This window comes from Brevibacterium sp. LAARM3_SD1 (genome assembly GCF_057364765.1).
Map to the genome: position 1 here is coordinate 1 of NZ_JBNFOL010000030.1, position 25187 is coordinate 25187.

General features: G+C 65.7%; 19 protein-coding genes and 2 pseudogenes. 9 read left to right on the forward strand and 12 right to left on the reverse strand.

All coding sequences use genetic code 11. The annotated features are described in order from the left end of the window. Window positions 1-27: 27 nt before the first annotated feature. The 7 genes and pseudogenes from deoC to AC2W7L_RS14815 form a co-directional block, all read right to left on the reverse strand. Complete coding sequence (gene deoC, locus AC2W7L_RS14785; protein ID WP_486005039.1) at window positions 28-687, reverse strand: deoxyribose-phosphate aldolase; 660 nt, start codon at window positions 685-687, stop codon at window positions 28-30. Between the two features lie 97 nt (window positions 688-784). Then, window positions 785-2074 carry a thymidine phosphorylase gene (locus AC2W7L_RS14790; protein ID WP_486005040.1) on the reverse strand — a complete coding sequence of 430 codons (1290 nt, stop codon included), beginning with the start codon at window positions 2072-2074 and terminating at the stop codon, window positions 785-787. 142 nt (window positions 2075-2216) lie between these two features. Further along, window positions 2217-2711, reverse strand: coding sequence for a cytidine deaminase (locus AC2W7L_RS14795; protein ID WP_486005041.1), 495 nt, complete (start codon window positions 2709-2711; stop codon window positions 2217-2219). Window positions 2712-2786: 75 nt separating this feature from the next. Then, the gene (locus AC2W7L_RS14800; RefSeq protein WP_167198180.1) at window positions 2787-4070 is read right to left on the reverse strand and encodes an ABC transporter permease; all 1284 of its coding nucleotides are present in this window, start codon (window positions 4068-4070) and stop codon (window positions 2787-2789) included. A gap of 1 nt (window position 4071) precedes the next feature. Then, window positions 4072-5304: an ABC transporter permease gene (locus AC2W7L_RS14805; protein ID WP_486005042.1), complete on the reverse strand. Its 1233-nt coding sequence runs from the start codon at window positions 5302-5304 to the stop codon at window positions 4072-4074. Further along, window positions 5301-6937, reverse strand: a pseudogene (locus tag AC2W7L_RS14810) (ABC transporter ATP-binding protein). The gene AC2W7L_RS14805 and the pseudogene AC2W7L_RS14810 overlap by 4 nt, the downstream one beginning before the upstream one ends. Before the next feature lie 74 nt (window positions 6938-7011). Beyond that, complete coding sequence (locus tag AC2W7L_RS14815; protein ID WP_486005043.1) at window positions 7012-8079, reverse strand: BMP family lipoprotein; 1068 nt, start codon at window positions 8077-8079, stop codon at window positions 7012-7014. A 338-nt stretch (window positions 8080-8417) separates the two neighbouring features. Between AC2W7L_RS14815 and AC2W7L_RS14820 the strand changes: the two genes are divergently transcribed. The 4 genes from AC2W7L_RS14820 to AC2W7L_RS14835 all read left to right on the forward strand — a co-directional run bounded on the left by AC2W7L_RS14820 (window position 8418) and on the right by AC2W7L_RS14835 (window position 13468). Beyond that, window positions 8418-10271 (forward strand): ABC-F family ATP-binding cassette domain-containing protein, encoded by a 1854-nt coding sequence (locus AC2W7L_RS14820; RefSeq protein ID WP_486005044.1) that lies wholly within the window; start codon window positions 8418-8420, stop codon window positions 10269-10271. Window positions 10272-10363: 92 nt separating this feature from the next. Then, on the forward strand, window positions 10364-10714 hold the full coding sequence (locus tag AC2W7L_RS14825) for a TraR/DksA family transcriptional regulator (protein WP_486005045.1): 351 nt from the start codon (window positions 10364-10366) through the stop codon (window positions 10712-10714). 121 nt (window positions 10715-10835) lie between these two features. Beyond that, window positions 10836-12206 (forward strand): acyltransferase family protein, encoded by a 1371-nt coding sequence (locus tag AC2W7L_RS14830; RefSeq protein ID WP_486005046.1) that lies wholly within the window; start codon window positions 10836-10838, stop codon window positions 12204-12206. 212 nt (window positions 12207-12418) lie between these two features. Continuing rightward, complete coding sequence (locus AC2W7L_RS14835) at window positions 12419-13468, forward strand: homocysteine S-methyltransferase family protein (RefSeq protein WP_486005047.1); 1050 nt, start codon at window positions 12419-12421, stop codon at window positions 13466-13468. Window positions 13469-13907: 439 nt separating this feature from the next. On the opposite strand, the gene AC2W7L_RS14840 is transcribed toward AC2W7L_RS14835, so the two are convergent. Both AC2W7L_RS14840 and gndA read right to left on the reverse strand, forming a co-directional pair. After that, on the reverse strand, window positions 13908-15050 hold the full coding sequence (locus tag AC2W7L_RS14840; protein WP_486005048.1) for a pyridoxal-phosphate-dependent aminotransferase family protein: 1143 nt from the start codon (window positions 15048-15050) through the stop codon (window positions 13908-13910). Window positions 15051-15202: 152 nt separating this feature from the next. After that, on the reverse strand, window positions 15203-16645 hold the full coding sequence (gene gndA, locus AC2W7L_RS14845) for an NADP-dependent phosphogluconate dehydrogenase (RefSeq protein WP_486005049.1): 1443 nt from the start codon (window positions 16643-16645) through the stop codon (window positions 15203-15205). 124 nt (window positions 16646-16769) lie between these two features. Here gndA and AC2W7L_RS14850 point away from each other — a divergent pair, with 124 nt between their 5' ends. After that, entirely contained in the window at window positions 16770-17282 is a 513-nt protein-coding gene (locus tag AC2W7L_RS14850) for a gluconokinase (RefSeq protein WP_127364705.1), read from the forward strand. Between the two features lie 50 nt (window positions 17283-17332). After that, window positions 17333-18736 carry a GntP family permease gene (locus tag AC2W7L_RS14855; RefSeq protein WP_486005050.1) on the forward strand — a complete coding sequence of 468 codons (1404 nt, stop codon included), beginning with the start codon at window positions 17333-17335 and terminating at the stop codon, window positions 18734-18736. A 72-nt stretch (window positions 18737-18808) separates the two neighbouring features. On the opposite strand, the gene AC2W7L_RS14860 is transcribed toward AC2W7L_RS14855, so the two are convergent. The 3 genes from AC2W7L_RS14860 to rsmA are packed head-to-tail and all read right to left on the reverse strand — an operon-like array spanning window position 18809 to window position 21455. Next, on the reverse strand, window positions 18809-19582 hold the full coding sequence (locus AC2W7L_RS14860) for a FadR/GntR family transcriptional regulator (protein ID WP_486005051.1): 774 nt from the start codon (window positions 19580-19582) through the stop codon (window positions 18809-18811). A gap of 2 nt (window positions 19583-19584) precedes the next feature. Next, window positions 19585-20532 carry a 4-(cytidine 5'-diphospho)-2-C-methyl-D-erythritol kinase gene (locus AC2W7L_RS14865; protein WP_486005052.1) on the reverse strand — a complete coding sequence of 316 codons (948 nt, stop codon included), beginning with the start codon at window positions 20530-20532 and terminating at the stop codon, window positions 19585-19587. Next, on the reverse strand, window positions 20529-21455 hold the full coding sequence (gene rsmA / locus AC2W7L_RS14870) for a 16S rRNA (adenine(1518)-N(6)/adenine(1519)-N(6))-dimethyltransferase RsmA (protein ID WP_486005053.1): 927 nt from the start codon (window positions 21453-21455) through the stop codon (window positions 20529-20531). Before rsmA ends, AC2W7L_RS14865 begins: the two co-directional genes overlap by 4 nt. Before the next feature lie 182 nt (window positions 21456-21637). On the opposite strand from rsmA, the gene AC2W7L_RS14875 reads away from it, so the two are divergent. The 3 genes and pseudogenes from AC2W7L_RS14875 (at window position 21638) to AC2W7L_RS14885 (ending at window position 25031) form a co-directional block, all read left to right on the forward strand. Further along, window positions 21638-22855 (forward strand): class I SAM-dependent methyltransferase, encoded by a 1218-nt coding sequence (locus tag AC2W7L_RS14875; RefSeq protein WP_486005054.1) that lies wholly within the window; start codon window positions 21638-21640, stop codon window positions 22853-22855. Between the two features lie 143 nt (window positions 22856-22998). Continuing rightward, window positions 22999-23782, forward strand: a pseudogene (locus AC2W7L_RS14880) (sulfurtransferase). A gap of 349 nt (window positions 23783-24131) precedes the next feature. Further along, window positions 24132-25031 carry a C40 family peptidase gene (locus AC2W7L_RS14885; RefSeq protein ID WP_486005055.1) on the forward strand — a complete coding sequence of 300 codons (900 nt, stop codon included), beginning with the start codon at window positions 24132-24134 and terminating at the stop codon, window positions 25029-25031. Window positions 25032-25187 lie beyond the last annotated feature (156 nt).

Genomic DNA, 25187 nt, shown 5'->3' on the forward strand with positions numbered 1-25187 from the left:
ACCTCGCGCGAGGTTGCTGGGCCGCCGTCAGGTAGTAATTAGAGGGAGTTCTAGGATGGTCTTGCTGCCGGAGAGGCCCAAGCGGCTGGCGCCGGCGGCGATCATCTCTTCGGCGGCTTCGGCGGTGCGGATTCCGCCGGAGGCCTTGACGCCGAGGCGGTCGCCCACGGTCTCGCGCATGAGCGACACGGCGTGTGCGCTCGCGCCACCGGCCGGGTGGAAACCGGTCGAGGTCTTGACGAACCCCGCTCCGGCGGCCTCGGAGCGACGGCAGGCCTCGACGATCTGCTCATCGGTCAGCGCCGCCGATTCGATGATCACCTTGACCACGGCATCCCCGCTGGCCTCGACGACACCGCGGATATCGGCCTCTAGCCCGTCGAAGTCCCCGGCAACGGCCTGACCGATGTTGATGACCATGTCGACCTCGGCGGCACCGTCGGCGACGGCCTGCTTCGCCTCGGCTGCCTTGATCTCCGGCTTCACCTGACCGGAGGGGAACCCGACGACGGTAGCCACGACGAGCTCACCCGGATCGGTGACCGGCAGCATCGACGGCGACACGCAGATCGCGAGCACGCCCAACTCCTTCGCCTCCGCCACGAGGGCATCGACGTCGGCGGGGGTCGCTTCGGGCTTGAGCAGGGTGTGGTCGATCATGGCTGCGACATCGGTGCGGCTGGTCATGGGTTCCTCCAAGTTCGGTGATCCAGGTTCTAGGGCTGTGGTTCCAGAGTAGTGAGGTCGGCGGCCGCACAGTAGGACCGCCGGTGTGTGATCGAACTCAGGTGATCGTCTCGAAGACGATCGACTCCGGCACCGAGGCGGCGTCCCCGCCGATCTCGACCGCGGAGTCCAGCGCTTCGATCGCCCGTTCGAAGCGCTCCGGGGTCGCCGTGTGCAGTGTCATGAGCGGCTGACCGGCCGTGACCGTGTCCCCGGGTTTGGCGTGCAGTTCGATGCCGGCGACGTCCTGGACCGGATCTTCCTTCCGTGCCCGTCCTGCGCCCAACCTCCAAGAGGCGACTCCCACCGAGAGCGCATCGAGCCCGGTGAGAACCCCGGACTCGGTCGCGGTGACGACCTCGGTGTGCTCGGCCACGGGCAGAGCGGCGTCGGGGTCACCGTGCTGGGCGCGGACCATCTGCTTCCATTTGTCCATGGCACGACCGTCGGTCAGTGCGGCGCGGACGTCGACATCGGTCTTGCCGGCCAGGCGCAGCATCTCCTCGGCCAAGGCGACGGTGAGGTCGACGACGTCGGCTGGTCCTGCGCCGGCCAGGACCTCGACGGATTCGCGGACCTCGAGGGCATTGCCGACGGTCAGGCCCAAGGGCGTGGACATATCGGTCAGCAGCGCCGAGGTGTTCACCCCGGCGGCCTTGCCGAGCTCGACCATCGTCTGGGCCAGGATGCGGGCCTTCGTCAGGTCCTTCATGAACGCACCGGAACCGACCTTGACGTCGAGGACGAGACCGGAGGTGCCCTCGGCGATCTTCTTCGACATGATCGACGAGGCGATGAGCGGAATGCAGTCGACCGTCGAAGTGATGTCGCGCAGAGCGTAGAGCTTCTTGTCCGCCGGAGCCAGACCGGTTCCCGCCGCGCAGATGACGGCTCCGACGTCCTCGAGCTGATCGACGATCGCCTGATTGCTCAGTCCCGCCTGCCAGCCGGGAATGGATTCGAGTTTGTCCAGGGTGCCGCCGGTGTGGCCGAGACCGCGACCGGAGAGCTGCGGGACGGCCACGTCGAATACCGCGACGAGCGGGGCCAGGGGCAGGGTGATCTTGTCACCGACTCCCCCGGTCGAATGCTTGTCCGAGGTCGGCCGGGACAGGGACGAGAAGTCCATGCGCTCACCGGAGTCGATCATCGCCTGCGTCCAGTGCGCGATCTCAACCGGTGCCATGTCGTTGATGAAGATCGCCATGGCCAGGGCAGCCATCTGCTCGTCGGCGACGGCGCCGCGGGTGTAGGCGTCGATGACCCAGTCGATCTGCTCCTTGCTCAGGGCACGGCCATCACGCTTGGCGGCAATGACGTCGACGGTGTCGAATGCTTCTACGCTCACGGTCTCAATCCTTCGTTGTCGTCGAAATCTTCGTTGTCATCAGCACCTGCGGTCGCAATCCGGCCACGAACAAAGCCACGACCACCGTCCCACCCAAAGCCACAGCCGCCTCGGCGAGGGGATGTCGCTTCAGTGCTTGGCCTCATGGCCGCTGGGCGCCCCCGGCCAGGTGGTCGGGTCCGAAAGCCTCGGGCAGGACCACGGACATCGGAGCGCGTCCGCTGGGCATGTTGAGGACGAGGTCGTTGCCGCCGTGTTCGAACAGCAGCTGCCGGCACCGTCCGCAGGGAACGAGGGTGTTGCCCTCCCCGTCCACGCAGTCGAAGGCAACGAGGCGGCCCCCGCCGGTCATGAACAGCTCGGAGAGGAGCGAGCATTCCGCGCACAAGGTCACCCCGAACGAGGCGTTCTCGATATTGCATCCGCCGACGATGCGGCCGTCGTCGACGAGCCCGGCCGCCCCTACGGGAAAGTTCGAATACGGCACATAGGCCTTCGTCATCGCTCGCTTCGCTTCGGCACGCAGCAGCTCCCAGGTGCCTTCGCTGAGATCCTCGGGGCAGACGGGGGTGGGTTCCTCGCTCCAGACCGGGTCGGTTGACTCGGGTGCGGAAGAGCGGGGTTCGGGGACAGTCATGGGGATACCTCTTCCATTGCGGTTGTGACTGTGGGGTATTCGAGGGGTCGTGCTGATTCGTCGCCGAGGCGGGACTCACTTCACGTAGGGCACACCTTCCGCGGCCGGCGGGCGGACCCGACCAACGAAGCCGGCGACGGCGAAGACGGTGACGATGTAGGGCAGCATGAGCAGCAGCTCGTTGGCCACCGGGGTGCCGATGGACTGCAGAGTGTTGCCGAGGCTCTTGGAGAAGCCGAACAGCAGCGCCGCGAACAGCGCACCCTTCGGGTTCCATTTGCCCAGGATCATCGCGGCCAGGGCGATGTAGCCCTGTCCTGCCGACATCTCCTTGCCGAACGCCAGTCCGGAGCCGACGGTGAAGAAGGCACCTCCCAGGCCGGCGATGGCGCCGGCGAGCAGAGTGTTGCGCACGCGGGTGAAGTTGACCTTGATGCCGACGGTGTCCGCGGCCTTCGGGTGCTCACCGACGGCCCGCATCCGCAGACCCCACTTCGAGCGGAAGACGAAAATCTGCAGGGCGATGACGACGACGTACATGATGTAGACGAGGATGTTCTGGTCGAACAGCACTCGTCCGAGCACCGGAATGTCCGCAAGCAGCGGAATCGGCAGATTCGGCAGCTTCTGGCGGGAGTTCCACAGTTCCGGATCCTGGGTGAGAACCGTCGAGTAGAGGAAGCTCGTGACGCCGACGACGAGGACGTTGAGGACGACGCCGATGATGATCTGGTTGACCCAGTACTTCACCGCGAAGAAGGTGAGCACCACGGCGACCAGGGCACCGGCGATGGGAGCGGCGAGCAGACCCGCGTACGGGTTCTTCACCACGGAGGCGACGACCGCGGCGAGGAACGCACCGGCCAGCAGTTGGCCTTCGATGGCGATGTTGATGATGCCCGAACGCTCTCCCACGAGACCGCACATGGCGCCGAAGATCAGCGGCACGGACAGCGCCAGGGCACCGGCGAGCAGCGTGGTCAGCGGGATCACGCCACCGGATCCGCCGCCGGCCCACGCGAGGAAGGACAGCACGAAGATCACGCCGAAGAGCATCGGGAACCAGGAGCCGAGGTCGATGCGCTTGACCGACACATAGATCGACACGGCGGCCATGATGACGAGGATGATGCCCAGCGTCAGACCTGCCGCGGTCGAGGACACGGCGAAGTCCGGGATGGCGAAGAAGTCTCCGCCGGTGGCCACTCGGAAGGTCGTGTCGCCGTCACGGCCGATGAGGCCGAAGAAGATGAGTGAGACGAGGGCGAGGATCGTATAGACGATCGGGAACTTCCAGGCGATCGGCGCAAGCGCTTTCACCTGGGTCGAAGGTGTTCTATCCACGGTCTGAGCAGTCATCTCAGTCCTCCTTCCGCTTGAGCACCGGTGTGGGCAACCGGAAGATCGACCTCACCAGAGGCGGGGCCGCGATGAGCAGCACGATGACGGACTGGACGACGAGCACGATGTCGATCGGCGTTCCCGTCTGGGACTGCATGAGGTAGCCGCCGGCTTTGAACGCACCGAAGAGCAGACCGGCGAGGAATGTGCCCAGCGGCTTCGACCGTCCCAGCAGGGCCACGGTGATCGCGTCGAAGCCGATCGATCCGCTGATGCCGCCGGTGAGTTTGAATTCGGTGCCGAGCACCTGAACGGCACCGCCGAGTCCGGCCAGGGCACCGGCGACGATCATGACGAGGATCGTCACCTTCGACACGGAGATGCCTGCGGTCCGGGCCGCGTGCGGATTCGCGCCGACGGCCTTGAACTCAAAGCCGACGGTCGAGCGTTCGAGCAGCCACCACACGAAGATCGTGGCGAGGATGGCGATGATGAAGCCGAAATGCAGGCGGAACGGCGGCGGCAGGAGCAGGAACATCTGCGCGGAGTCGTCGACGACGCGTGACTGCGGGTTCGCCGACGTCGTGTGCGTGAACCAGTTCTCCTTGAGCAGGTAGCCCAGCGCATACCCGGCGATCGAGTTGAGCATGATCGTCACGATCACCTCGTTGGCGCCGGTGCGCGCCTTGAGGACACCGGCGATTCCGGCCCAGATCGCACCGCCGATGATGCCGCCGATCGCAGCCACGAGCATGTGGACGACGGGAGGCAGCGGCAGCGCATAGCCGAGAAAACCGGCGATGGTCGCACCGAGGATGACCTGGCCCTGTCCGCCGATGTTGAACAGACCGCAGCGGAAGGCCAGAGCGATGCCGAGACCGGTGAGGATGAGCGGTGTGCCCGAGACCATCGACTCGGTCAGGGGGCGGATGGCACGTTCGGTCGTGCGGGCTTCCCAGTCGAAGACCGCGCCGCGGAACAGCGCCGAATAGGCGTTTCCGACGGTTTGGAAGAGGGCGGAGAAGAACTCGCCGGGGGCGGCGAAGAAATTCTCGGCGGCCGCAACGACCTCGGCATTCGACACGGCGATGAGGACACCGCCGAGGAGGAGTGCGAGCACGATCGCCAACAGCGAGACGAGCCACGAACCCGACATGATCTGCTGCAGCAGCGTCTGTTCCTTGCCGTCCTCGGCCTCGGACTCCGGCGGCGGTGCCGCCGCGGGAGCCGCCGGTGAGATATCAGTCGTCATTTGGTCTCCTCCGCCGAGGTGGTGGCTGAGTCGTCGTCCGCGGAGCCCGCCGAGGTGGCGGCCGGTTCCGCATCGTCTGCAGGGTTCGCGGCGTCATCGGTGCTCGTGCTGCCGGCCGTTGCTTCGAGGGCTTCGTCGGCGGGAACGCCGGCCATCATCAGGCCCAGTGCCTCACGGGAGGTCTCGGGTCCGACGATGCCGACGATGCGTCCGGCGTACATCACGGCGATGCGATCGGCGAGTCCGTAGACCTCGTCGAGTTCGGTCGAGACGATGATGCAGGGGGTGCCGGCATCGCGTTCGGCGATGACGCGCTTGTGCACGAATTCGATCGATCCGACGTCGAGGCCGCGAGTGGGCTGGCTGGCGATGAACAGTCGCAGCTGTCGACCGAGCTCGCGGGAGAGCACCACCTTCTGCTGGTTTCCGCCGGACAGCGTCGAGATCGGATCGGAGACGCTGCCGAGCCGGATGTCGAATTCCTCGACCTTCTTCTTCGCCTCTTCGTTGATGACCTTCGACCGCATATTCAGTCCCTTGGCATAGGGCTCACGGTCGTAGACGTCGAGGATCATGTTCTCGCGGATCGCGAATTCCGCGATGATGCCGTCGGTCGAACGATCTTCGGGAACGAAGCCGATGCCGGCACCGAGGCGGTCCTTGACCGAGCTCCCGACGAGCTTCTTCCCGTCGAGAGTGATCGTACCCAGACGCGGTTCGGTCAGGCCGATGATCGTCTCTGCCAGTTCCGTCTGCCCGTTGCCCTGGACGCCGGCGACAGCGAGGATCTCACCACGGCGGACGTCGAAGGACACATCGTCGACGACGACGTTCTCGGCCTTGTCGACGACGGTGAGTCCGCGAACCTGGAAGGTGGCATCTCCCGGATCGGCGGCTTCCTTCTCGGTCGTCAGCGACACGGCACGGCCGACCATCTGGCTGGCCAGTTCGGTCTCGGTCGATTCGGGAGAGGCCTCGCCGACGATCTTGCCGCGGCGGATGACCGTGATCGCGTCGGCGATCGCGCGGACCTCACGGAGTTTGTGGGTGATGAACACGATCGATGTGCCCTGCTCCTTGAGCTGGCGCATGATCGAGATGAGTTCGTCGGTCTCCTGCGGAGTCAGCACGGCCGTCGGCTCGTCGAGGATGAGGATCTTGGCATCCCGGGACAGAGCCTTGATGATCTCCACACGCTGCTGTGCGCCGACCGGCAGATCCTCGATGAGGGCGTCGGGATCGATGTTGAAGTTGAAGCGCGAAGAGATCTCCTTGACCTTCTTCCGCGCCTCGTTGATGTCGAGGAGCCCGAGGCTCTTCGTCGGTTCGTAGCCCAGCGCCACGGATTCGGCGACGGTGAACACGGGCACGAGCATGAAGTGCTGGTGGACCATGCCGATTCCCGCGCCACGGCATCGCCGGGGCCGGAGAACTTCACCAGCTTGTCGTCGATGAGGATCTCTCCCCCATCGGCATCGTAGAGTCCGTAGAGGACATTCATCATGGTGGATTTGCCGGCGCCGTTCTCACCCAGCAGAGCGTGGATCTCGCCCGGCTCGATGGTGAGATCGATGTGGTCGTTCGCCACGAACGATCCGAACACCTTGGTCATCCCGCGAAGCTCGAGTTTCACTGCTTCCGGTTCTCCTCACAAACTTGAAAACTGCAGGGCCGACAATGTCCGGCCCTGCAGTTTAACCGACGAGCTTACTTCGGTGTGCTCTCCGACTCGACGACGAGGCTGCCGTCGATGATCTGCTTCTTGAGCTCTTCGACTTCCTTCTTCACGTCTTCGGGAACTTCCTTGTCGAGGTCGTGGTAGGGAGCGATGCCCACGCCTTCGTTTTCGAGGGTGCCGACGTAGGGTTCGTTGGTGAACTTGTCCTCCGTGCCTTCCTTGACGGTGTCCTCGACTGCGTTGGCGATCTGCTTGACCACCGAGGTGAGCATGATGTCGCCGTATTCGGTCGACTCGTAGCCGTCGGAGTCGACCCACACGAGCTTGACGTCGCCGGCTTCCTTCGCCGCAGCGGCGGCACCGAGGCCGACGGGTCCGGCGACCGGCATGATGACGTCGGCACCCTGCGAGATCATCTGCTTGGTCAGTTCCTGACCCTGTCCCTGGTTCTCGAAGTCACCGGAGAACGATCCGTCCTGCTTCTCCTTGTTCCAGCCGAGCAGCTTGACGTCCTTCTTCTTGTCTTCGTTGAACTTCTTCACACCATCGGAGAAGCCGTCCATGAAGATCGTCACCGACGGAATCTGGACGCCGCCGAAGGTGCCGACCTTGCCGGACTTCGAGGTCGCGGCCGCAACATAGCCGGCGAGGTAGGCGGCCTCTGCGGTGTTGAAGACGACGGGCTTCGCATTCTCGAGCGTCACCGGCTTGCCGTCGGCGTCGGAGAAGCCCGAGTCGATGAGGGCGAAGTTGAGGTCCGGGTTCGCCTCGGCGGCTTCCTGGATCGTGTCCTCGAGGAGGAATCCGACACCGAAGGTGAGGTTGCAGCCCTGCTGGACCATGTTGTCGACGTTCGGCCCGAAGTCGGCGTCGCCCTGGGACTCGGCGAGGCTCTCCTCGATGCCGAGGTTCTTCTTCGCGTTGTCCAGGCCCTCGCGGCTCGACTGGTTGAACGACTGGTCGTCCCAGCCGCCGGAGTCGGAGACCATGCAGGCGAGGTAGTCCGAGCCGGATTCGCCGCCTTCGCCGGAACCGCAGGCGGAGAGGACGAGGGCGGAGGCGGCGATCATCGACACCGCGGAAGCGAGCTTCTTCACGTTTTCTCTTTTCTGATTCAGACAGCGCACACGGATGAGGGCCCTGTCTGCCCTTACCGAAAATGTGAAACCACTGGACGAACTGTCATATTTTGATGAGTTTCGGTCAGTCTAATGCACTGAACTCGTTTCAGCGGCTCCGATAACACTTCAATCACGCACACCGATATGAAAAAGAAATACTCCGTCATCCACGACCGTTTTCGGTCCAGAATGCGAACGCGAAAGCCCTCGACTTTGAGACAGTCAGCCGACGAGTGCAGTGAGTCGACCGACGTGTCGGCAGACGCCCGGCAGGCACACGAGTCCGCCCGTCGTGAACTAGGCTAGAGAGTCCTATGGCACATCTCCTCGGGGCAGAAGCCCTCCACCTCGAATACCCCACGCGCGTCGTCTTCGACTCCGTCACCCTCGGCGTCGAGTCCGGCGACATGATCGGCATCGTCGGCCGCAACGGCGACGGCAAATCGAGCCTGCTCGGCATGCTCGCCGGCACCATCGAACCCGATTCCGGACGGGTGACCTACCGCGGTGGTCTGCGCTTAGGGATGCTCGGACAGCGTGATGACCTCGATGACGAGGCCACGGTCGGCTTCTCCGTCGTCGGCGATGCCGCCGATCACGAATGGGCTGCAGATCCGCAGGCCCGAGACATCATCTCCGGTCTCATCGCCGATCTCGATTGGGATGCGCAGATCTCCTCACTCTCCGGCGGTCAGCGCCGCCGAGTGGCCCTGGCGGCTCTGCTCATCGGCGATTGGGACATGCTCATCCTCGATGAGCCGACGAACCACCTCGACGTCGACGGCATCGCATGGTTGGCGAAGCATATTCGCGCCCGCTGGCCGAAGAACTCCGGCGCCCTGCTGCTGGTCACCCACGACCGGTGGTTCCTCGACGAAGTCTGCACGAAGACCTGGGAGGTCCACGACCGCATCGTCGAACCCTTCGAAGGCGGTTATGCCGCCTATGTCCTCCAGCGGGTCGAACGCGACCGGATCGCCGCCGCCACCGAGGCGAAGCGACAGAATCTCATGCGCAAGGAACTCGCGTGGCTGCGGCGCGGTGCACCCGCCCGAACGTCGAAGCCGAAGTTCCGCATCGAAGCGGCCAATCAGCTCATCGCCGATGTGCCCGAGGTGCGCAATCCGATCGAATTGAAGAAGATGGCCACGGCCCGTCTGGGCAAGGACGTCGTCGACCTGCTCGACGTGTCCAAGCACTTCGGCCAGACCACGATCCTCGAGGATGTCACGTGGCGCATCGGTCCCGGTGAGCGCACCGGGATCCTCGGCCCCAACGGTGCCGGGAAGTCGACCCTGCTCGGCCTGGTCTCAGGGGAGATCGAACCCGATGCCGGTCGGGTCAAGCGCGGCAAGACAGTGCAGATCGGAGTGCTCGATCAGCAGTTCAAGGATCTGGCCCGAATCGCCGATGCGCGAGTACGTGAGGTTCTGGCCGAGTCGAAGACCTCATTCAACATCGAGGGCAAGGACTTCACTCCGGCTCAGCTGCTCGAACGCCTCGGCTTCGCAAAGGAACATCTGTCTGCCCGGGTCAAGGAACTCTCCGGTGGACAGAAGCGCCGGCTCCAGCTTCTGATGCTGCTCATGGCCGAACCCAATGTCATCATCCTCGACGAGCCGACGAATGACGTCGACTCGGACATGCTCGCGGCGATGGAGGATCTGCTCGATTCCTGGCCGGGCACTCTCATCGTCGTCTCCCACGACCGGTACCTGTTGGAGCGCGTCACCGATCAGCAGTACGCGATCCTCGACAACGGTCTGCGGCATGTTCCCGGCGGCGTCGAAGAGTACCTGCGGCTGCGCGCCGAACAGGAACGCCGAGGCTCTGCCGGTTCGAATAAGACCGCCGGTTCGAACGGGGCCACGGCGGGAGCCGGCGGGAACGATTCCGGTGGGGCCGCCTCGGCGAGCGAGGGATCGGAAACGGCCGCGAAGCTCACCGGCGCGGAAGCCCGCGCGGCGAAGAAGGAAGTGTCCTCGATCGAGCGGCGGATGGAGAAGCTCAATTCTCAGATCGCGAAGAAGCACGAGGAGATGGCCGCCCACGACCAGACCGACTTCGAAGGACTGGCCACTCTCACGGCCGCGATCCGTGAGTACCAGGACGAACTCGACGAACTCGAGATGCGCTGGCTCGAAGCGTCCGAGGCACTCGAAGCCTGAGCTTTCGAGGCCCGAGCGCTCGCGACCTGAACGTTCGGGGCCTTCACTAGAGGCCACCGGCGACACAGCCGGAAGGAATCGAGGAGAAGACGATGATCGACGAAGCGAAGATGCGGAGACTGCTCGAGGAGGAGCGGGAGGATGCGCAGGCGCTCATCGCCCGCCTGACCCAGGGCATCGATGACGTCTCGGCCGCCCGCGAGGGTGACAACAGCGACGACGAACATGATCCGGAGGGCGCGACGCTCGCCTTCGAACGCTCGCAGGCCGCGACCCTGCTCGAACAGTCCGAGAATCGACTCACAGAGATCGCCGAGGCGCTCGACCGCCTCGCCGCGGGAACGTTCGGAACCTGCATCGACTGCGGCAAGCCCATCGCCGAGGCGCGACTGGAAGCTCGCCCCTACGCGGCGAAATGCGTGGACTGCGCCGCCCGCAGCTAGGCATCCACAAATCCACAACCCCGTTCGCACGCGCGAGTACACGGCCCTACGGGAGCGTCCGGCCGCCTCGGCGAAGCTGTGATCTTTCCCCTTATACGGCCGGGTACGGTAGTGTATCGGCGTGTCAACACGGAACTATCGCATCGACCGCGCCAAAGGAATACTCATCTTCCTGGTGGTTCTGGGCCACCTTCTCGCTCGGACCTCTCCGTGGGAGTCGCCCATCCTGGGCGCGCCGATGTACTTCATCTACATGTTCCACATGCCGGCGTTCGTCTTCCTCGCCGGCATCACGGCGAAGTCGAACAAACTGGCCGAGCGGGTTCTGACCTACTTCGTTCTGCTGGCCACGGTGCTGCCGCTCATGTGGGGGTGGATGTGGCTCTTCGGGCTCAATCCCGACTACGACTTCCTCCGACCCTTCTGGTACACGTGGTTCCTGCTGTCGATGGCGTGGTGGATGATCACGGTCCCCTTCATCGAGCGCTTCCCGCGCACGATGCTCGTCGCCTCGCTCGTCGCCGGGCTCTTCGGCGGAATACTGCCGATCCTCGACACCGAACTCTCCGCTGCTCGGACGCTGGCGTTCTGGCCGTTCTTCGTCATCGGCAAGCTCTACGGCAAGCAGATCATCGGCTGGGCGGGCAGTCTTGCGATCTGGCAGAAGCTCTGCCTCAGCGCCGCTGCCCTCGGCGCCGTCGGATACTTCTATCTCGACGAAGTCGATCACAACTGGCTCTACGGCAGCCTCAACTTCGCCCACTTCGCCGTCAGCGTTCCCGAAGGCGTGGGACTGCGACTCATCGTCGACATCGGAGCGGTGCTGCTGACACTGGCCCTTCTGTCCTGGTTGGGCAATACCAAGGACACGCTCGCGAAGATCGGCAAGAACAGCCTCGCTGTCTACATCCTCCACGGTTTCGTCGTCCGCGCCCTGCAACCCGTCCTCGACGACAGCCGCAACGTCCTCCACGACGCCGTCGTCCTCCTCATCTGTGTGGCCCTGGCCGTGGCGTGGACGGGCCTGCTGGCCTGGTCGCCCTTCGAACGCGCCCTGCGCTGGTGGTCCTCGACCGTCACGGGCCTCCTGCTCAAACCGTTCCCGTTCCTGCGACCGGAGGATTCCGACCGTCGCAGCGGGCGTGGTCGTCGTGGGGACGTCGACGCCCATGCCGCCTACCCCGGCGACACTCATCATCCCGGCAACGCCTATAGCGAAGGCGACGGACCGGACCGGCAGGGCCTCGGCCTGCAGCCGCTGCCCGGTGTCGGCTACCAACACTCTCCCGGCTACGAACAGCAGCCCGGTCAGCAGCAGTCCTTCGCCTCCCCCGCCCCTGCCACGGGCGACCCGTTCCCACTGCCCGGTTCGCACGAGGTTCCGCAGAACAACGCCACCTATGAACCGACTCAGGAAGTTCCCGCCGGTGCCGCCCAACGGGCGGTGCGCTACCGCCGGCTGCCGGTGTACCTCAGCGGCGACGACCACTGACGGTCGGGCCGCCTCGGCGGACCCTGTCACCTACCGGAACCCTGCGTTGCTTGCTCTTCGTCGGGCCGCCTCGGCGAGGGTCGTGTCATTTCATGGCGATCGGCGTCGTTTTATGTCGATGTGACGCTCCTCGCTCCCCCGTTTGATGGTGTGATACCGGAGTTCGGGCCGCTCGCCCGGGCTCGACCACATCATCGAATCGGAGAGCATCCATGACCGCGACCAACGCCCTGACCCAACGCCTCGACGCCGGCCCCGTGATCTGCGCGGAAGGTTTCCTGTTCGAGCTCGAGAAGCGCGGATATCTGTCCGCCGGCGAGTTCGTCCCCGAGGTGGCCCTCGAATTCCCCGACGCCCTGCGTTCCCTCCACGTCGACTTCCAGCGGGCCGGTTCCGACATCGTCGAGGCCTTCACCTACAACGGACACCGTGAGAAGATGCGCGTGATCGGCAAGGAGGACCTGCTCGAGCCGCTTAACCGCGCCGCTCTGCAGATCGCCCGGTCCGTCGCCGACGCCAAGCCCGGGAACTTCATGGCCGGCAACATCTCGAACTCGAACATCTGGGACCCCGCCGATGAGTCCAAGCAGGCCGAAGTGCGGGCTATGTTCGCCGAGATGGTCGCCTGGGCGGTCGAGGAAGGCGCCGACCTCATCATCGGCGAGACCTTCTACTTCGCCGGTGAGGCCATCGCGGCGGCCGAGATCGCCAAGGCCAGCGGCCTGCCCGTCGTCCTCACCCTCGCACCGATGGGCTTCCAGGAGATGGCCGACGGAGTCGGGATCGTCGAGACCGCGCAGCGCCTCGAACAGCTCGGCGTCGATGTCGTCGGCCTCAACTGCTTCCGCGGACCGGCAACGATGCTGCCGTGGCTGAAGGAGATCCGCGCGGCCGTGTCCTGTCACGTCGGCGCCCTGCCGATCCCCTACCGCACCACGGAGAACGAGCCGACGTTCTTCAACCTCTCCGACCCCCGCGCCGAGGTGGCCTCCCCGCACGGACGCACGTTCCCCACCGCTCTCGATCCCCTGCAGACCAACCGCTACGAGATCGGTGCGTTCGCCAAGGAGGCCTTCGACCTGGGCGTCAACTACATCGGCGTGTGCTGCGGCGCGACCCCGATGCACATCCGCGAAGTCGCCGAGGCGGTCGGGCTGACGACCGATGCCAGCCGGTTCTCCGAGAACATGGCCAACCACTTCATGTACGGCAGCAACGAACGGCTCGCCGACAACGTCGTCGCCCTCGGAGACACCGCCTGAGTCGAGCCGAGAAGACGGTGCGCGGCTGTTCGCGCACGCCTCGGGAAAGGTCTAGGGACCGCGAGGCACGAGCTGGTCGCCGACAGTGTGCATTGTTGGGTCGATCCGCGGTGTTCTGACCTCGAAAACCACCGTGGATCGACCCAACAATTCAGGCACAAGCGCCGCGCGAGGCCGATCAGCACCTGCAGTGTCTGGTTTCGAAATGTGACCGCAGCCGACTTTCGTGTCCAGGGACGGGTGAGATTCGGCAGCAGCTCGTGATACAGGTCCACTCCGCGTCAGAGCTGAGCATCCCGCACCGGTAGTGCCGAAACATACAGTCAGCGCCATAACCCCTCGTTGCAACGGGAGGTTATGGCGCCGACTGTATGTTGCGCGACTACGCGGAGGCGAAGACGCTAGCGGTGAGGGATGCTCACCGACCGCGCTTGGGCGCTCAGGCTTCGGCGGTGACGCCGATCGAGTCGAGAGCAGCTTCGAGGCGCGAGATCGTGCCGTCGATATCGCCGAGCTTGTCGAGACCGAACAGGCCGATGCGGAAGCTCGAGAAGTCCTCGGGCTCATCGCACTGCAGCGGCACTCCGGCTGCGATCTGCACGCCGACTTCCTTGAAGCTGGCGCCGGTGGCGAGCTTCGGGTTGTCGGTGTGGACGACGACAACGCTCGGCGAGGCGAACTCGTCCGACGCCACCGAAGGCAGTCCGCGTTCGGCGAAGACGGTGCGCACCCGCTCACCGAGTTCGGCCTGCGCAGCGGCGAGCTTGTCGAAGCCGCGCTCCTCGCTCTCGGCCATGAGCTTGGCATTGTGCGCCAAGGCATCGGTGGGCATCGTCGCGTGGTACGGCGCACGGCCGGCTTCGTATTCGTCGGCGATGAACAGCCACTTCTTCAGGTCCATCGCGAAGCTCGTCGAGGTGGATGCCTCGACGGCGGCACGGCCGGCCTTGCTGAGCATGACGTAGCCGGCGCACGGCGATCCGCTCCACCCCTTCTGCGGGGCGGAGATGAGCACATCGACACCGAGGTCGGTCATCGACGCCCACACCGCGCCCGAGGCGATGCAGTCGAGAACGAAGATTCCGCCGACCGAGTGCACGGCCTCGGCAACCTGGCGAACGTAGTCATCGGGCAGGAGCATCCCCGAGGCGGTCTCGACGTGGGGAGCGAACACGACAGCGGGCTTCTCGCGCTCGATGGCGGCGACCACCTCGGCGATGGGGGCCGGCGACCACGGCGACTGGTGCCCGGCACTGTCCGGGGAGGCCTTGAGCACGGTCGTCTCCGAGGCGATGGCTCCGGCGTCGAGGATCTGCGACCAGCGGAAGGAGAACAGACCGTTGCGCACGATCAGCGCCTTCTTGCCGGTGGCGACCTGACGGGCAACGGATTCCATGGCGTAGCTGCCGCCGCCGGGGACGATGGCAGCGGAATCGGCGTCGTAGGCCGAGCGCAGGATCCGGTTGATCTCCTGCATCACGGACACGAACCGCTGCGACATGTGGTTGAGCGATCGGTCGGTGAAGACCACCGAGTATTCGAGCAGTCCGTCTGGGTCAACATCTTCGTGTGGCAAAGTCATGGCTCTAACATATCGACAGTCCGCCATCCGGGCCACCAGAGTCGATCAGTGAGACCGCGGCGACCGTCGCCGAGGCGGCAGAACGTCGGTGTCGACCTGCACCGAGGCGGCCCCGTCGTACCGGTCGACCCTCACCGAGGCGGCCCCGCCGTTCAGACCTCGACTTCGCTGCGATCGCCGGACCACAGAGTGTGGAAGGTCCCGGGACGGTCGGTGCGCGCATAGGTGTGCGAACCGAAGCGGTCACGCTGCGCCTGGATGAGAGCGGCACTGCCCGCCTCGGTGCGCAGACCGTCGAAGTAGGACAGCGTCGAGGACAGTCCCGGCACGGCGATTCCGTGACCGATGGCCCGGACGACCGTCGAGCGCAGGGATTCCTGGCAGCGGTCGCCGACCGCGCGGACGAAGTCGGCGGCGAGCAGGTTCTCCGGCGGAGTCGGGACGTCGAAGGCCGCGACGATGCGATCGAGCAGGCGGGCCCGGATGATGCAGCCGGCCCGCCAGATTCCGGCGAGTGCCCCGAGATCGATGTCCCAGTCGTTCTCGCGGGCGCCGACGGCGATCTCGTGGAAGCCCTGGACGTAGGCCATGACCTTGCCGAGCAGCAGGGCCTTGCCGATCTCGTCGATGCGGGCCGCACGATCGTCCGCAGACAGTGAAGACGGCTCGGCGCCTGGCCGGGGACCGGCCAGGTTGAGTCCCTCGGCGCGCAGATCGACGGCCGATGACAGCGAACGGGAGAAGACCGCCTCGGCGATGGTGGGCACCGGGACCCCAAGGTCCAGACCGACCTGCGCCGTCCATGCACCCGTGCCCTTGGCCTTCGCGGCGTCGGCGACGATGTCGACGAAGGGTCGACCGGTCGCCTCATCGACATGGGCGAGGACGTCGGCGGTGATCTCGATGAGGTAGGACTCGAGCTCTCCGGTGTTCCAGTCGGCGTAGACCTCAGCAATTTCGGCGGGCGTCATCCCCAGGTCGTCGCGCAGGAGCGTGAAGGCCTCGCTGATGAGCTGCATATCGGCGTATTCGATGCCGTTGTGGACCATCTTGACGAAGTGCCCGGCTCCGTCGGTGCCGATGTGATCGACGCAGGCTTCGTCTCCGACCTTCGCGGCAATGGGTTCGAGCAGGGGACACAGGCGCTGCCACGCGGTCTCCGTTCCGCCGACCATGAGAGAGGGTCCGAGCAGAGCGCCGACCTCTCCCCCGGAGATGCCGACCCCGGCGAACTCGACGCCGGTGCCCTCGAGGCGGGCCCCGCGGGCGATCGTGTCCCGGAAGTGGGAGTTGCCGCCGTCGACGATGATGTCACCGGGAACGAACGCCTCGGCGAGATCGCCGATCGCCGCATCCGTGGCTCCTCCGGCATTGACCATGAGGATGGCCACCCGCGGTTCGGCGAGTTTCTCGGCCAGGTCGGCCGGATCGGCGGCGACGATGAACTCGGCTTCGGGGAAGTCAGCGGCCAGCCTCTGGGCGCGCTCGACGTCGCGGTCGTAGACGGCGACTCGGTGGCCCGACTGACGGGCGAGGTTGCGGGCCAGGTTCGACCCCATCACGCCGGTTCCGATCACCGCGACATCGGCCTTCATGAGCATTCCTCTTCCCTGTGATCAGCAGTGTTGACAGTCGCTTCCCACCAGCACTACGGTGCTATAAATCTGTTTTAATAACTGATTATAGATATTTCTTCATATTTTATCGAGAGGTTCGGTAATGGGTCACAGCCCTTTCCTTCCACCGCTCGTCATCATGGGTGTCTCGGGAACCGGCAAAACCGTCCTCGGCGCGCAAGTGGCGGATGCCCTCGACCGTCGGTTCGTCGACGCCGACGATCTGCACTCCGGTGAGAACAAAGCGAAGATGGGCTCCGGTGTACCGCTCACGGATGAGGATCGGGCACCCTGGCTCGACAGCGTCGCTATCGAAGCAGCCCGCACCCCAGCCCCGGTCATCGCCTGCTCCGCCCTCAAACGCTCCTACCGTGACCTGCTGCGCAGGTCCGCACCTTCGCTCGTCTTCATCCACCTCGACGGCCCCCGCGAGGTCATCGCCGACCATCTGGCCCGCCGCGACCACGAGTTCATGTCCCCGGATCTGCTCGACTCGCAGCTGGCCACACTCGAACCGCTCGCTGCCGAGGAGGCACATGCCACCGTCGACGTCGACCAGTCGATTCCCGATGTCCTGAATGCGATCCTCGAGTCCGTGAACCGGATGAGCCCATGATCGCCCCGTCCACCGTCCGCCCATCTACCTGACCTCAAGGAAGAGGAACAATGACCGAACTCGAATTGGCCTGGACTCTGTCGACTCCAGCCCTCCTGGGAATCGCAGCCGCTGCCATCGCCGTGCTGCTCCTGCTCATCATCAAGGCACGAGTCCATGCCTTCATCGCTCTCGTCATCGTCTCCGTGATCACGGCCCTGGCCGCGGGAATCATGCCCGGTGACCTCATCGACGTCCTCTACGACGGCTTCGGATCCACCCTGGCCAGCGTGGCCCTGCTCGTGGGACTCGGTGCGATGCTCGGACGGATGCTCGAACTCTCCGGCGGCGCCGAGGTGCTCACCGACGCTCTCATCCGTCTTTTCGGTGAGAAACGAGCACCCTTCGCCCTCGGTGTGACCTCTCTGCTCTTCGGCTTCCCGATCTTCTTCGATGCCGGGCTCGTCGTCATGCTGCCGATCATCTTCACGATCGCACGCCGCCTCGGCGGATCTCTGCTGCTCTACGCGATGCCTGCGGCCATGGCGTTCTCCGCCATGCACATCTTCGTGCCCCCGCACCCCGGCCCGGTCGCGGCCTCCGGACTGCTCGGCGCGAACGTCGGACTCGTCCTCATCTGCGGAATCATCATCGCCATCCCAGCCTGGTATCTCACCGGCTACCTGTTCGGACTCATCATCGGAAAGCGCATCGACGTCGCCGTCCCCACGGTGCTCTCGGCCGGAAAGGACGACTCGTACGCCGATTTCGCCTCACGTCCGAAACTCGGCCACGTCATCTTCCTCCTCGTCCTGCCGCTCGTGCTCATCTTCCTCAACACCGGACTGAACTTCGCTGGTGAGGCCGGGTGGGTCGATATCGAATCGGTGTTCATCAGCTCCCTGCGGCTGCTCGGCGAGACCCCGATCGCCCTGCTCATCACCGTCGTCATCGCCATGTGGCTGCTCGGGTGGAAGCAGAAGAAGGACCAGTCGCTCATCGAGACCGTCGTCGACTCAGCCCTCGGCCCGGTGTGCTCGATCATCCTCATCACCGGAGCCGGCGGAATGTTCGGCGGAGTGCTGCGCGCCAGCGGCATCGGCGATTCCCTCGCCGATTCACTGTCCGCCCTCGGCCTGCCCGTCATCGTCGCCGGCTTCGTCATCGCCGCGATCGTGCGCATCGCACAGGGTTCGGCCACCGTGGCGCTGACGACAGCGGCGGCGCTCGTCCAGCCCATCGTCGTCGGCAACCCGGATTTCTCGAGCCTGCAGGTCGTGGCGATCGTGCTGTCGCTGGCCGCCGGTTCGGTCTTCGCCAGCCACGTCAACGACTCCGGCTTCTGGCTCGTCTCCCGCTTCTTCGGCATGGACACGAAGACGACGCTGAAGACCTGGACAGTCGCCGAGACGCTGCTGGGCACCGTCGGATTCCTGCTCAGCCTCGCCCTCTACGGAGTCGTCAGCCTGTTCTGAGGCAGTTTCTCGGCCGCCCGGGTGCCGGGCGGCAAGGCGACAGGGTTTCCTGCCACTCGAGTGCTTCGGTCCTCAGCTCCCCTGATGCCGGGGTTCGTCGGCCCAGACGGTGCCCATCTCCGCATCGGCCTTGGCGACGATCTTCGCCATCGCCTCTCGGGCGCGCTCGGCGTCCTGTCCGCCGATGGCATCGGCGACGTCGAAATGCCATTGCAGGGCATCCGGGTGCGGGAACTTCGGCATCAGTCCCGCCCCCGTGCGGCCGGCGAGGATCTCACCGATGACGGTGTCGAAGGCGGCGAAGAGCTCGTTGCCTCCGGCGCCGAGCACTGCTCGGTGGAACGCCACATCGGCTTCGAGGAACGCTTCGACATCGCCCTGCCTGCCCGATGCCCGCATGCGGGCGGCCAGGCCCATGATCTCCTCGGCGGCTTCCGCCGGAGCATGTTGGGCGGCGAGCCCCGCAGCCTCGGGCTCGATGGCCACTCGCAGCTCGGTGAGCGACCGCAGCTGCCTCGCCGGAGCTTCAGTCATCCTCCAACGGATGACGAGCGGGTCGAGCAGCATCCATTCGCTCATGGCGAGCACGACGAGACCGACGCGACGGATCGGCTGCAGCATGCCGAGGGATTCGAGGACTCGGACGACCTCGCGCACCACCGACAGCGACACGTCATAGCGGGCCCGCAGATCCTCGGCCTTGATGATCGTCCCGGCGGCGAGCCGTCCGGCGACGATGTCCTGTCCGACCTGATCACGCAGCGTTTCGTGGAGGCTCCCGCGGTTCTCCGGGCCCGATTTCGGACTGGCGGCCGCCTCGGCGGGGGTGTGATTCTCCTCCCCCAAGATCAGCCGCCGTCCACGATATGTGCTCCGGGCGCGGGGCCGGTGGTGCGCAGCGCTTCGTTGACGCCTCGTGTGGCCTGCAGGAGCACGGCCAGATCGAGGGCGTGGTGGGCGTCGCGGGCAAGGAAGCCGAGCGTCGGCCCCGACCCGCTGAGCAGGGGCAGGACGGCGCCGGCGTCACGGCCGGCCTCCATCACCTCGGCGATTTCGGGCATGAACGACACGGCCGCCTCGGTGAGGTCGTTCGCCGCGGATTCCGCGAGCGCGTCCGGTTCGCCGGCGGCAAGCGCCTTGAGCACCTGATCGGGCACTGCCGCGGGGGCCGGGTCGGGGTTGAGTTCGTCGAAGCGGGCGTAGACGTCCGGAGTGGGCAGGGGCGACGCCGAGGTTGCCATCACCCAGTGGAAGGTTCCGCGGGTGAGCACGGGGCTCAGCTGTTCCCCGCGGCCCTGGCCGATGGCCGTTCCTCCGCGCAGGAGGAACGCGACGTCGGCTCCGACGGCGACCGCGCATTCGTGGACGATCGCCTCGTCGACGCCACCGATGAGGTGGGCGGCTCCGACGAGTGCGGCAGCCGCGTCGGCCGATCCCCCGCCCATTCCGCCGGCCACGGGCACCTGCTTGTCGATGACGATGTCGAGATCGCGCAGCACATCGACGTCACGGTCGCCTTCGAGCGCGGTGATGAGGAGGTCGACGGCGCGCCTGGCGAAGTTCGATTCGTCGCGCGGGACCGCGGCATCCGCATACCGCCCCTGAACGATGATCGATCGTGTCCCGCCCGGAATGAGGGTCAGGGTCTCGCCGAGGTTGAGCGCTTGGAACACCGTCGCGAGCTCGTGATATCCGTCGTTCGCCGCACCCACACCGAGGTGGATGTTGATCTTGCCCGGCGCCTGCACTCTCACCGGAGCCGGGATCGTCGCGCGCGGGTGAAGCGGGGTGGTCATGGTGAGGGGTCCTCGCTCGGCGCGGCCGGTGCGGTGGCGCCGCCGTCGACGGCAGCAAGGCGTTCGAAGTCGGCGACGGTGAGTGCCTCGCCGCGGGTCTTCGGGTCGATTCCAGCCGCTGTCAGCAGGTCCTCGGACTGCTGCGGGCTGCCGGCCCAGCCGGATAGGGCGGCGCGCAGGGTCTTGCGACGCTGGGCGAAAGCGGCGTCGATGAGGGTGAAGAGGCGGCTGCGGACAGTCGGGTCGCGGTCGGTGCGAGTGACGTCGATGCGGACGAGTCCGGAGTCGATGTTCGGGGCCGGCCAGAACACATTCTTGCCGATCTTGCCTGCCAGTTTCACGTCCCCGTACCACTGGGCTTTGACGCTGGGAACTCCGTAGGTGCGGGAGCCGGGAGCGGCAGCGAGGCGTTCGGCGACTTCGAGCTGGACCATGACGAGGACGGTCTTCAGGCTCGGGAAGGTCTCGAGGAAGTGCAGCAGCACGGGCACGGCCACGTTGTAGGGCAGGTTCGCCACAAGGGCATCGGGCTGGTTCCCGCCGGCTTCGGGTGCGGCAACCGCGGCTTCGGTGGTGTGCTCCAGGGCCGGAAGCGTCGTGACCCGCAGCGCATCGGCATTGACCAGCTGGAACGGCGCGTCGCTGCCGGCGAAGGTCTCGACCGTGCTCGGCAGCTTCTGCGCGAGCACCTCGTCGATCTCGACCGCGGTGACGGTATGACCGGCCTCGAGCAGACCGAGAGTGAGCGAACCGAGGCCCGGGCCGATCTCGACGACGTTCGAGTTCTCCTCGAGGCCTGCGGCGGTGACGATCGAGCGCACGGTATTGGGGTCGATGACGAAGTTCTGGCCCTTCTGCTTAGTCGGGCGCAGACCGATGTCAGCGGCTAATTCGCGGATATCGCGGGCGGTCAATAACGTCACAGCCAACAACTTACCGCACCGCTCGGCTCGCACAATCACCGCAGCCGCCCGGCGGTTCGGCGGGCTGCTGCGGTGAGGGCAGAGGGCGCGAACCCCGGCGAAGCGCGGACGGCGTGGGCACGGTTGCGGTGGGCCGCCTCGGCGAGGGGATCGCTCCACTGCGCAGACGATAGGGTGAAGCCATGGATCCGCAGACACTGACCGAACTGCTCGACGTCGCCGTCCTCGACCGGCTCGACCGCATCGACGACCTTGAAGGCGATGAGCTCGCACGGTCAACCGCACTGCGCAAAGAGGGCTTCTCCGCCGAGGTGACTGCAGCCCTGCTCACTCAGGCCCGGCTGCGGCAGGAGGCGGCAGCGAAGCTCGGACCCTTCGCGGAGGACATGCTCTTCACTCGCGACGGACTGGCCCAGGCCACGCGGCTGCCGGTCGCCGCTCATCATGCGCGTCGCCTCATCGGCGACGGGGCGGAGGGTGAGTCCTTCCGCATCGCCGACCTCGGGTGCGGCATCGGCGCGGACTCGGTCGCCTTCGCCGGAATGGGCGCGCAGGTCTCGGCTGTCGACGCCGACGAAGTCACCGCCGCCATCGCCGCCTTCAACCTCCGTCATCTGCCCGATGCCGCGGTCGAACACGCTCGCGCCGAGGATGTCGACCTGGTTGGATTCGATGCCCTCTGGTTCGATCCGGCCCGGCGGACCATCGGCAAGGCCGACAAACGCGGATCGACGTCCCGCATCACCGACCCCGAAGCCTTCTCCCCCTCTCTGTCGTGGGTGATCGAGAAGGCCAGCGCGGCGAAGGCGGCCGGAGTGAAGCTCGGCCCGGCACTCGACCACGACCTCGTCCCCGAGGACGCCGAAGCCCAGTGGGTCTCCCACAACGGCGAGGTCGTCGAGGTCTGCCTCTACTTCGGTGCCGCCAGGCAGCGCCCCGGCCGCGGCGCCCTCGTCATGGGCGAACGCACCCTCCTCGTCCACGAGGACAACTTACCCGACGAGGACGAGGCGGACATCGGGGAGCTTGGGAAGTATCTGCTCGAGCCCGATGGTGCGATCGTGCGCGCCGGACTCGTTGCCGCTTTGTGCGCACCGCTGCAGGCGCGCCGGCTGCACCCGAAGATCGCCTATCTCACCACCGACGTCGAACCGAGCGGCCCGGCATCGGCAGGAGTCACCGCCTATGAGGTGATCGACGTTCTGCCCGCGAAGGTTCCGAGCCTGCGCAAGGAGCTCGTCTCCCGCGGAATCGGTTCGGTCGTGATCAAGAAGCGCGGTGCCGACATCGTTCCCGACCAGGTCCGCCGCCAACTCAAACTGCCCAAGGGCGACAAAGCCACGCTCGTGTTCACTCGCCTCGGCGAGAAGCACGTCGTCCTGCTCACCCAACCGGTGTGAGCCTGTTGCAACCTGTGTGACCCCGTCCCGACCGATGCGACCCCGTCCCTGGATCCCGTCCAGACGGTGTGACCCTATACAAGAAGGAGATCGAATTGACCCGCTCCGACGTTCTCATCAGCGCCGATGAACTGCTTACCCGCATGGCCGATTCCCCGGCGCCGAGGCTGCTCGACGTCCGCTGGACCCTGCCGAAGCCCGATGGCCGCGAGGACTTCGCCGCAGGACACATCCCCGGTGCCCTCTACGTCGACCTCGACACCGAGCTCGCCGACCACGGCAGCACCGACCCGACGGCCGGCCGGCACCCGCTGCCGAGCCCCGAAGCCTTCCAAGAGACTGTGCGCTCCTGGGGCATCGATGCCGACACCGAGGTCGTGGTCTACGACGACAATTCCGCCCTCGGCGCGGCCCGTGCCTGGTGGCTGCTGCGATGGGCCGGGTTGAGCGCCCGCGTCCTCGACGGCGGACTCGCCGCGTTCCGTGACGCCGGCGGGACGCTCGAGACAGGACCCACCCCCGAAGTCAGACCCAGTTCATTGGAGATCAGCCCAGGGAAGCTGCCCGTCATCGACGCCGAGGCGGCGGCCGACTTCGACGGAGTCCTGCTCGATGCCCGCGCCGGTGAGCGCTTCCGTGGAGAGACCGAGCCGCTCGATCCGCAGGCCGGACACATTCCCGGGGCGAAGAATGCCCCGGCCACGGACAACGTCCCGCGGGACGTTCCTGCCCGAGGCTCTTCTGCGGGAACGCTTCGAGGAGCTGGGCGCCCTCGACGGGCCGGTAGGCGTGTACTGCGGTTCGGGCGTCACCGCCTGTCACAATGCCCTGGCGCTGGCGACCCTAGGCATCGAGCCCAGTCTCTACCCCGCGAGCTGGTCCGGATGGTCATCCGATCCCAGCCGACCTGTCGAGACCGGAGCCTAACGCTCAGTCACCACCACGCGCGATCCCGCGCCGTCGGCATTCTTGGGTCGATCCACGGTGGTTTGGGCGTGAAGAACGCCGCGGATCGACCCAAGAATTGCACTCCACGATTGACACGTCGATTGTCACGAAACGTTATTCAGGACCGGGAGTGCGCGCTGAATCACAGACATTCTCAGACTCCGTGACGTCGCTTCCAATGCCATTCTCACGGCACGCAACACTCTGACCTGGGATTATGCTCGATAATCTGCCCGAGAATCCGTTTGTAACAAAAACGTGACAGAAGATCACGAATTCGTTACAGTGGAGGACATCGTCATACTCAGACAGGCAACGAGAGGAAATCGTGGCATCTAAGCAGCACGGCCGCCGCGCCGCGAACGCCAAGGCCAAAACACCACTGACCGAGCTGAGCGAACTGCTCGCAACGAACTCCGGCGCATTCGGCCGCCGTGCCGCAGTCGTCGCCGCCAGCGGCGGACTGCTCACCGCAGCGATCATGCCCGCCGCAGGGCAGGGAACCGACGACGAGGCGAAAGTCGCAGCCGAGTCCGAGAAGCAGGCTCCCGTCGAGTTCAAGAACCAGACGCCGAACATCGATGCCGGCGGTTCTTCGAAGAAGGGTGATCAGGATTCCTCGGTCACCGTCGACACGGACGTGGTCACGGCCGAGGCCGCCCCTAAGCCGAAGCCCAAGCCGAAACCGAAGCCTGAGCCGAAGGAAGAGCCGGAGGAGACCGTCGCAGAGCCGGCGCCTGCCGAGGAGCCGAAGGAAGAGCCGAGCGAGAACTCCGACGACGATTCCGCCGGCACCGGCGATGAGGGCTCCGATTCGGGCGACGACAAGAGCAAGGACGACGGCGCGGACTCGGGCTCCGGAGACGTCAAGGTCCCGGACGGATCGAAGGCCGAGCAGGTCATCGCCATCGCGAAGCAGTACGTCGGAACGCCCTACGTGATGGGTGGGACTTCACCCAGCGGCTGGGACTGCTCCGGCTACACCTCATTCGTCTACGGCAAGGTCGGCGTGGACCTGCCGCGCACGTCGTCGGCACAGAAGGGCGCCGGACAGGTCGTCTCGGCCTCCGAGGCGAAGGCCGGAGATATCATCTGGTCACCGGGCCACATCGGCATCTACGCAGGCGACGGCATGATGTACGACGCTGGCAACTCTTCGGTGGACACCAGCTACCGCAGCGTCGATTGGATGACCCAGCAGGGCGCCCAGTACATCCGCGTGCTCTGATCTCCACCCAGGACTGAATACATAAGGAATCCCCTCGCCGGCACTGCGCCGACGAGGGGTTTTCTCGTCTCCGAATCCCTGGAACTGCTGAGCCTCTCACCGAGGAGCCAGAGAAGCGAGTTCCGGACGATGTGTGCGGGATTCCCAGTTGTCTTC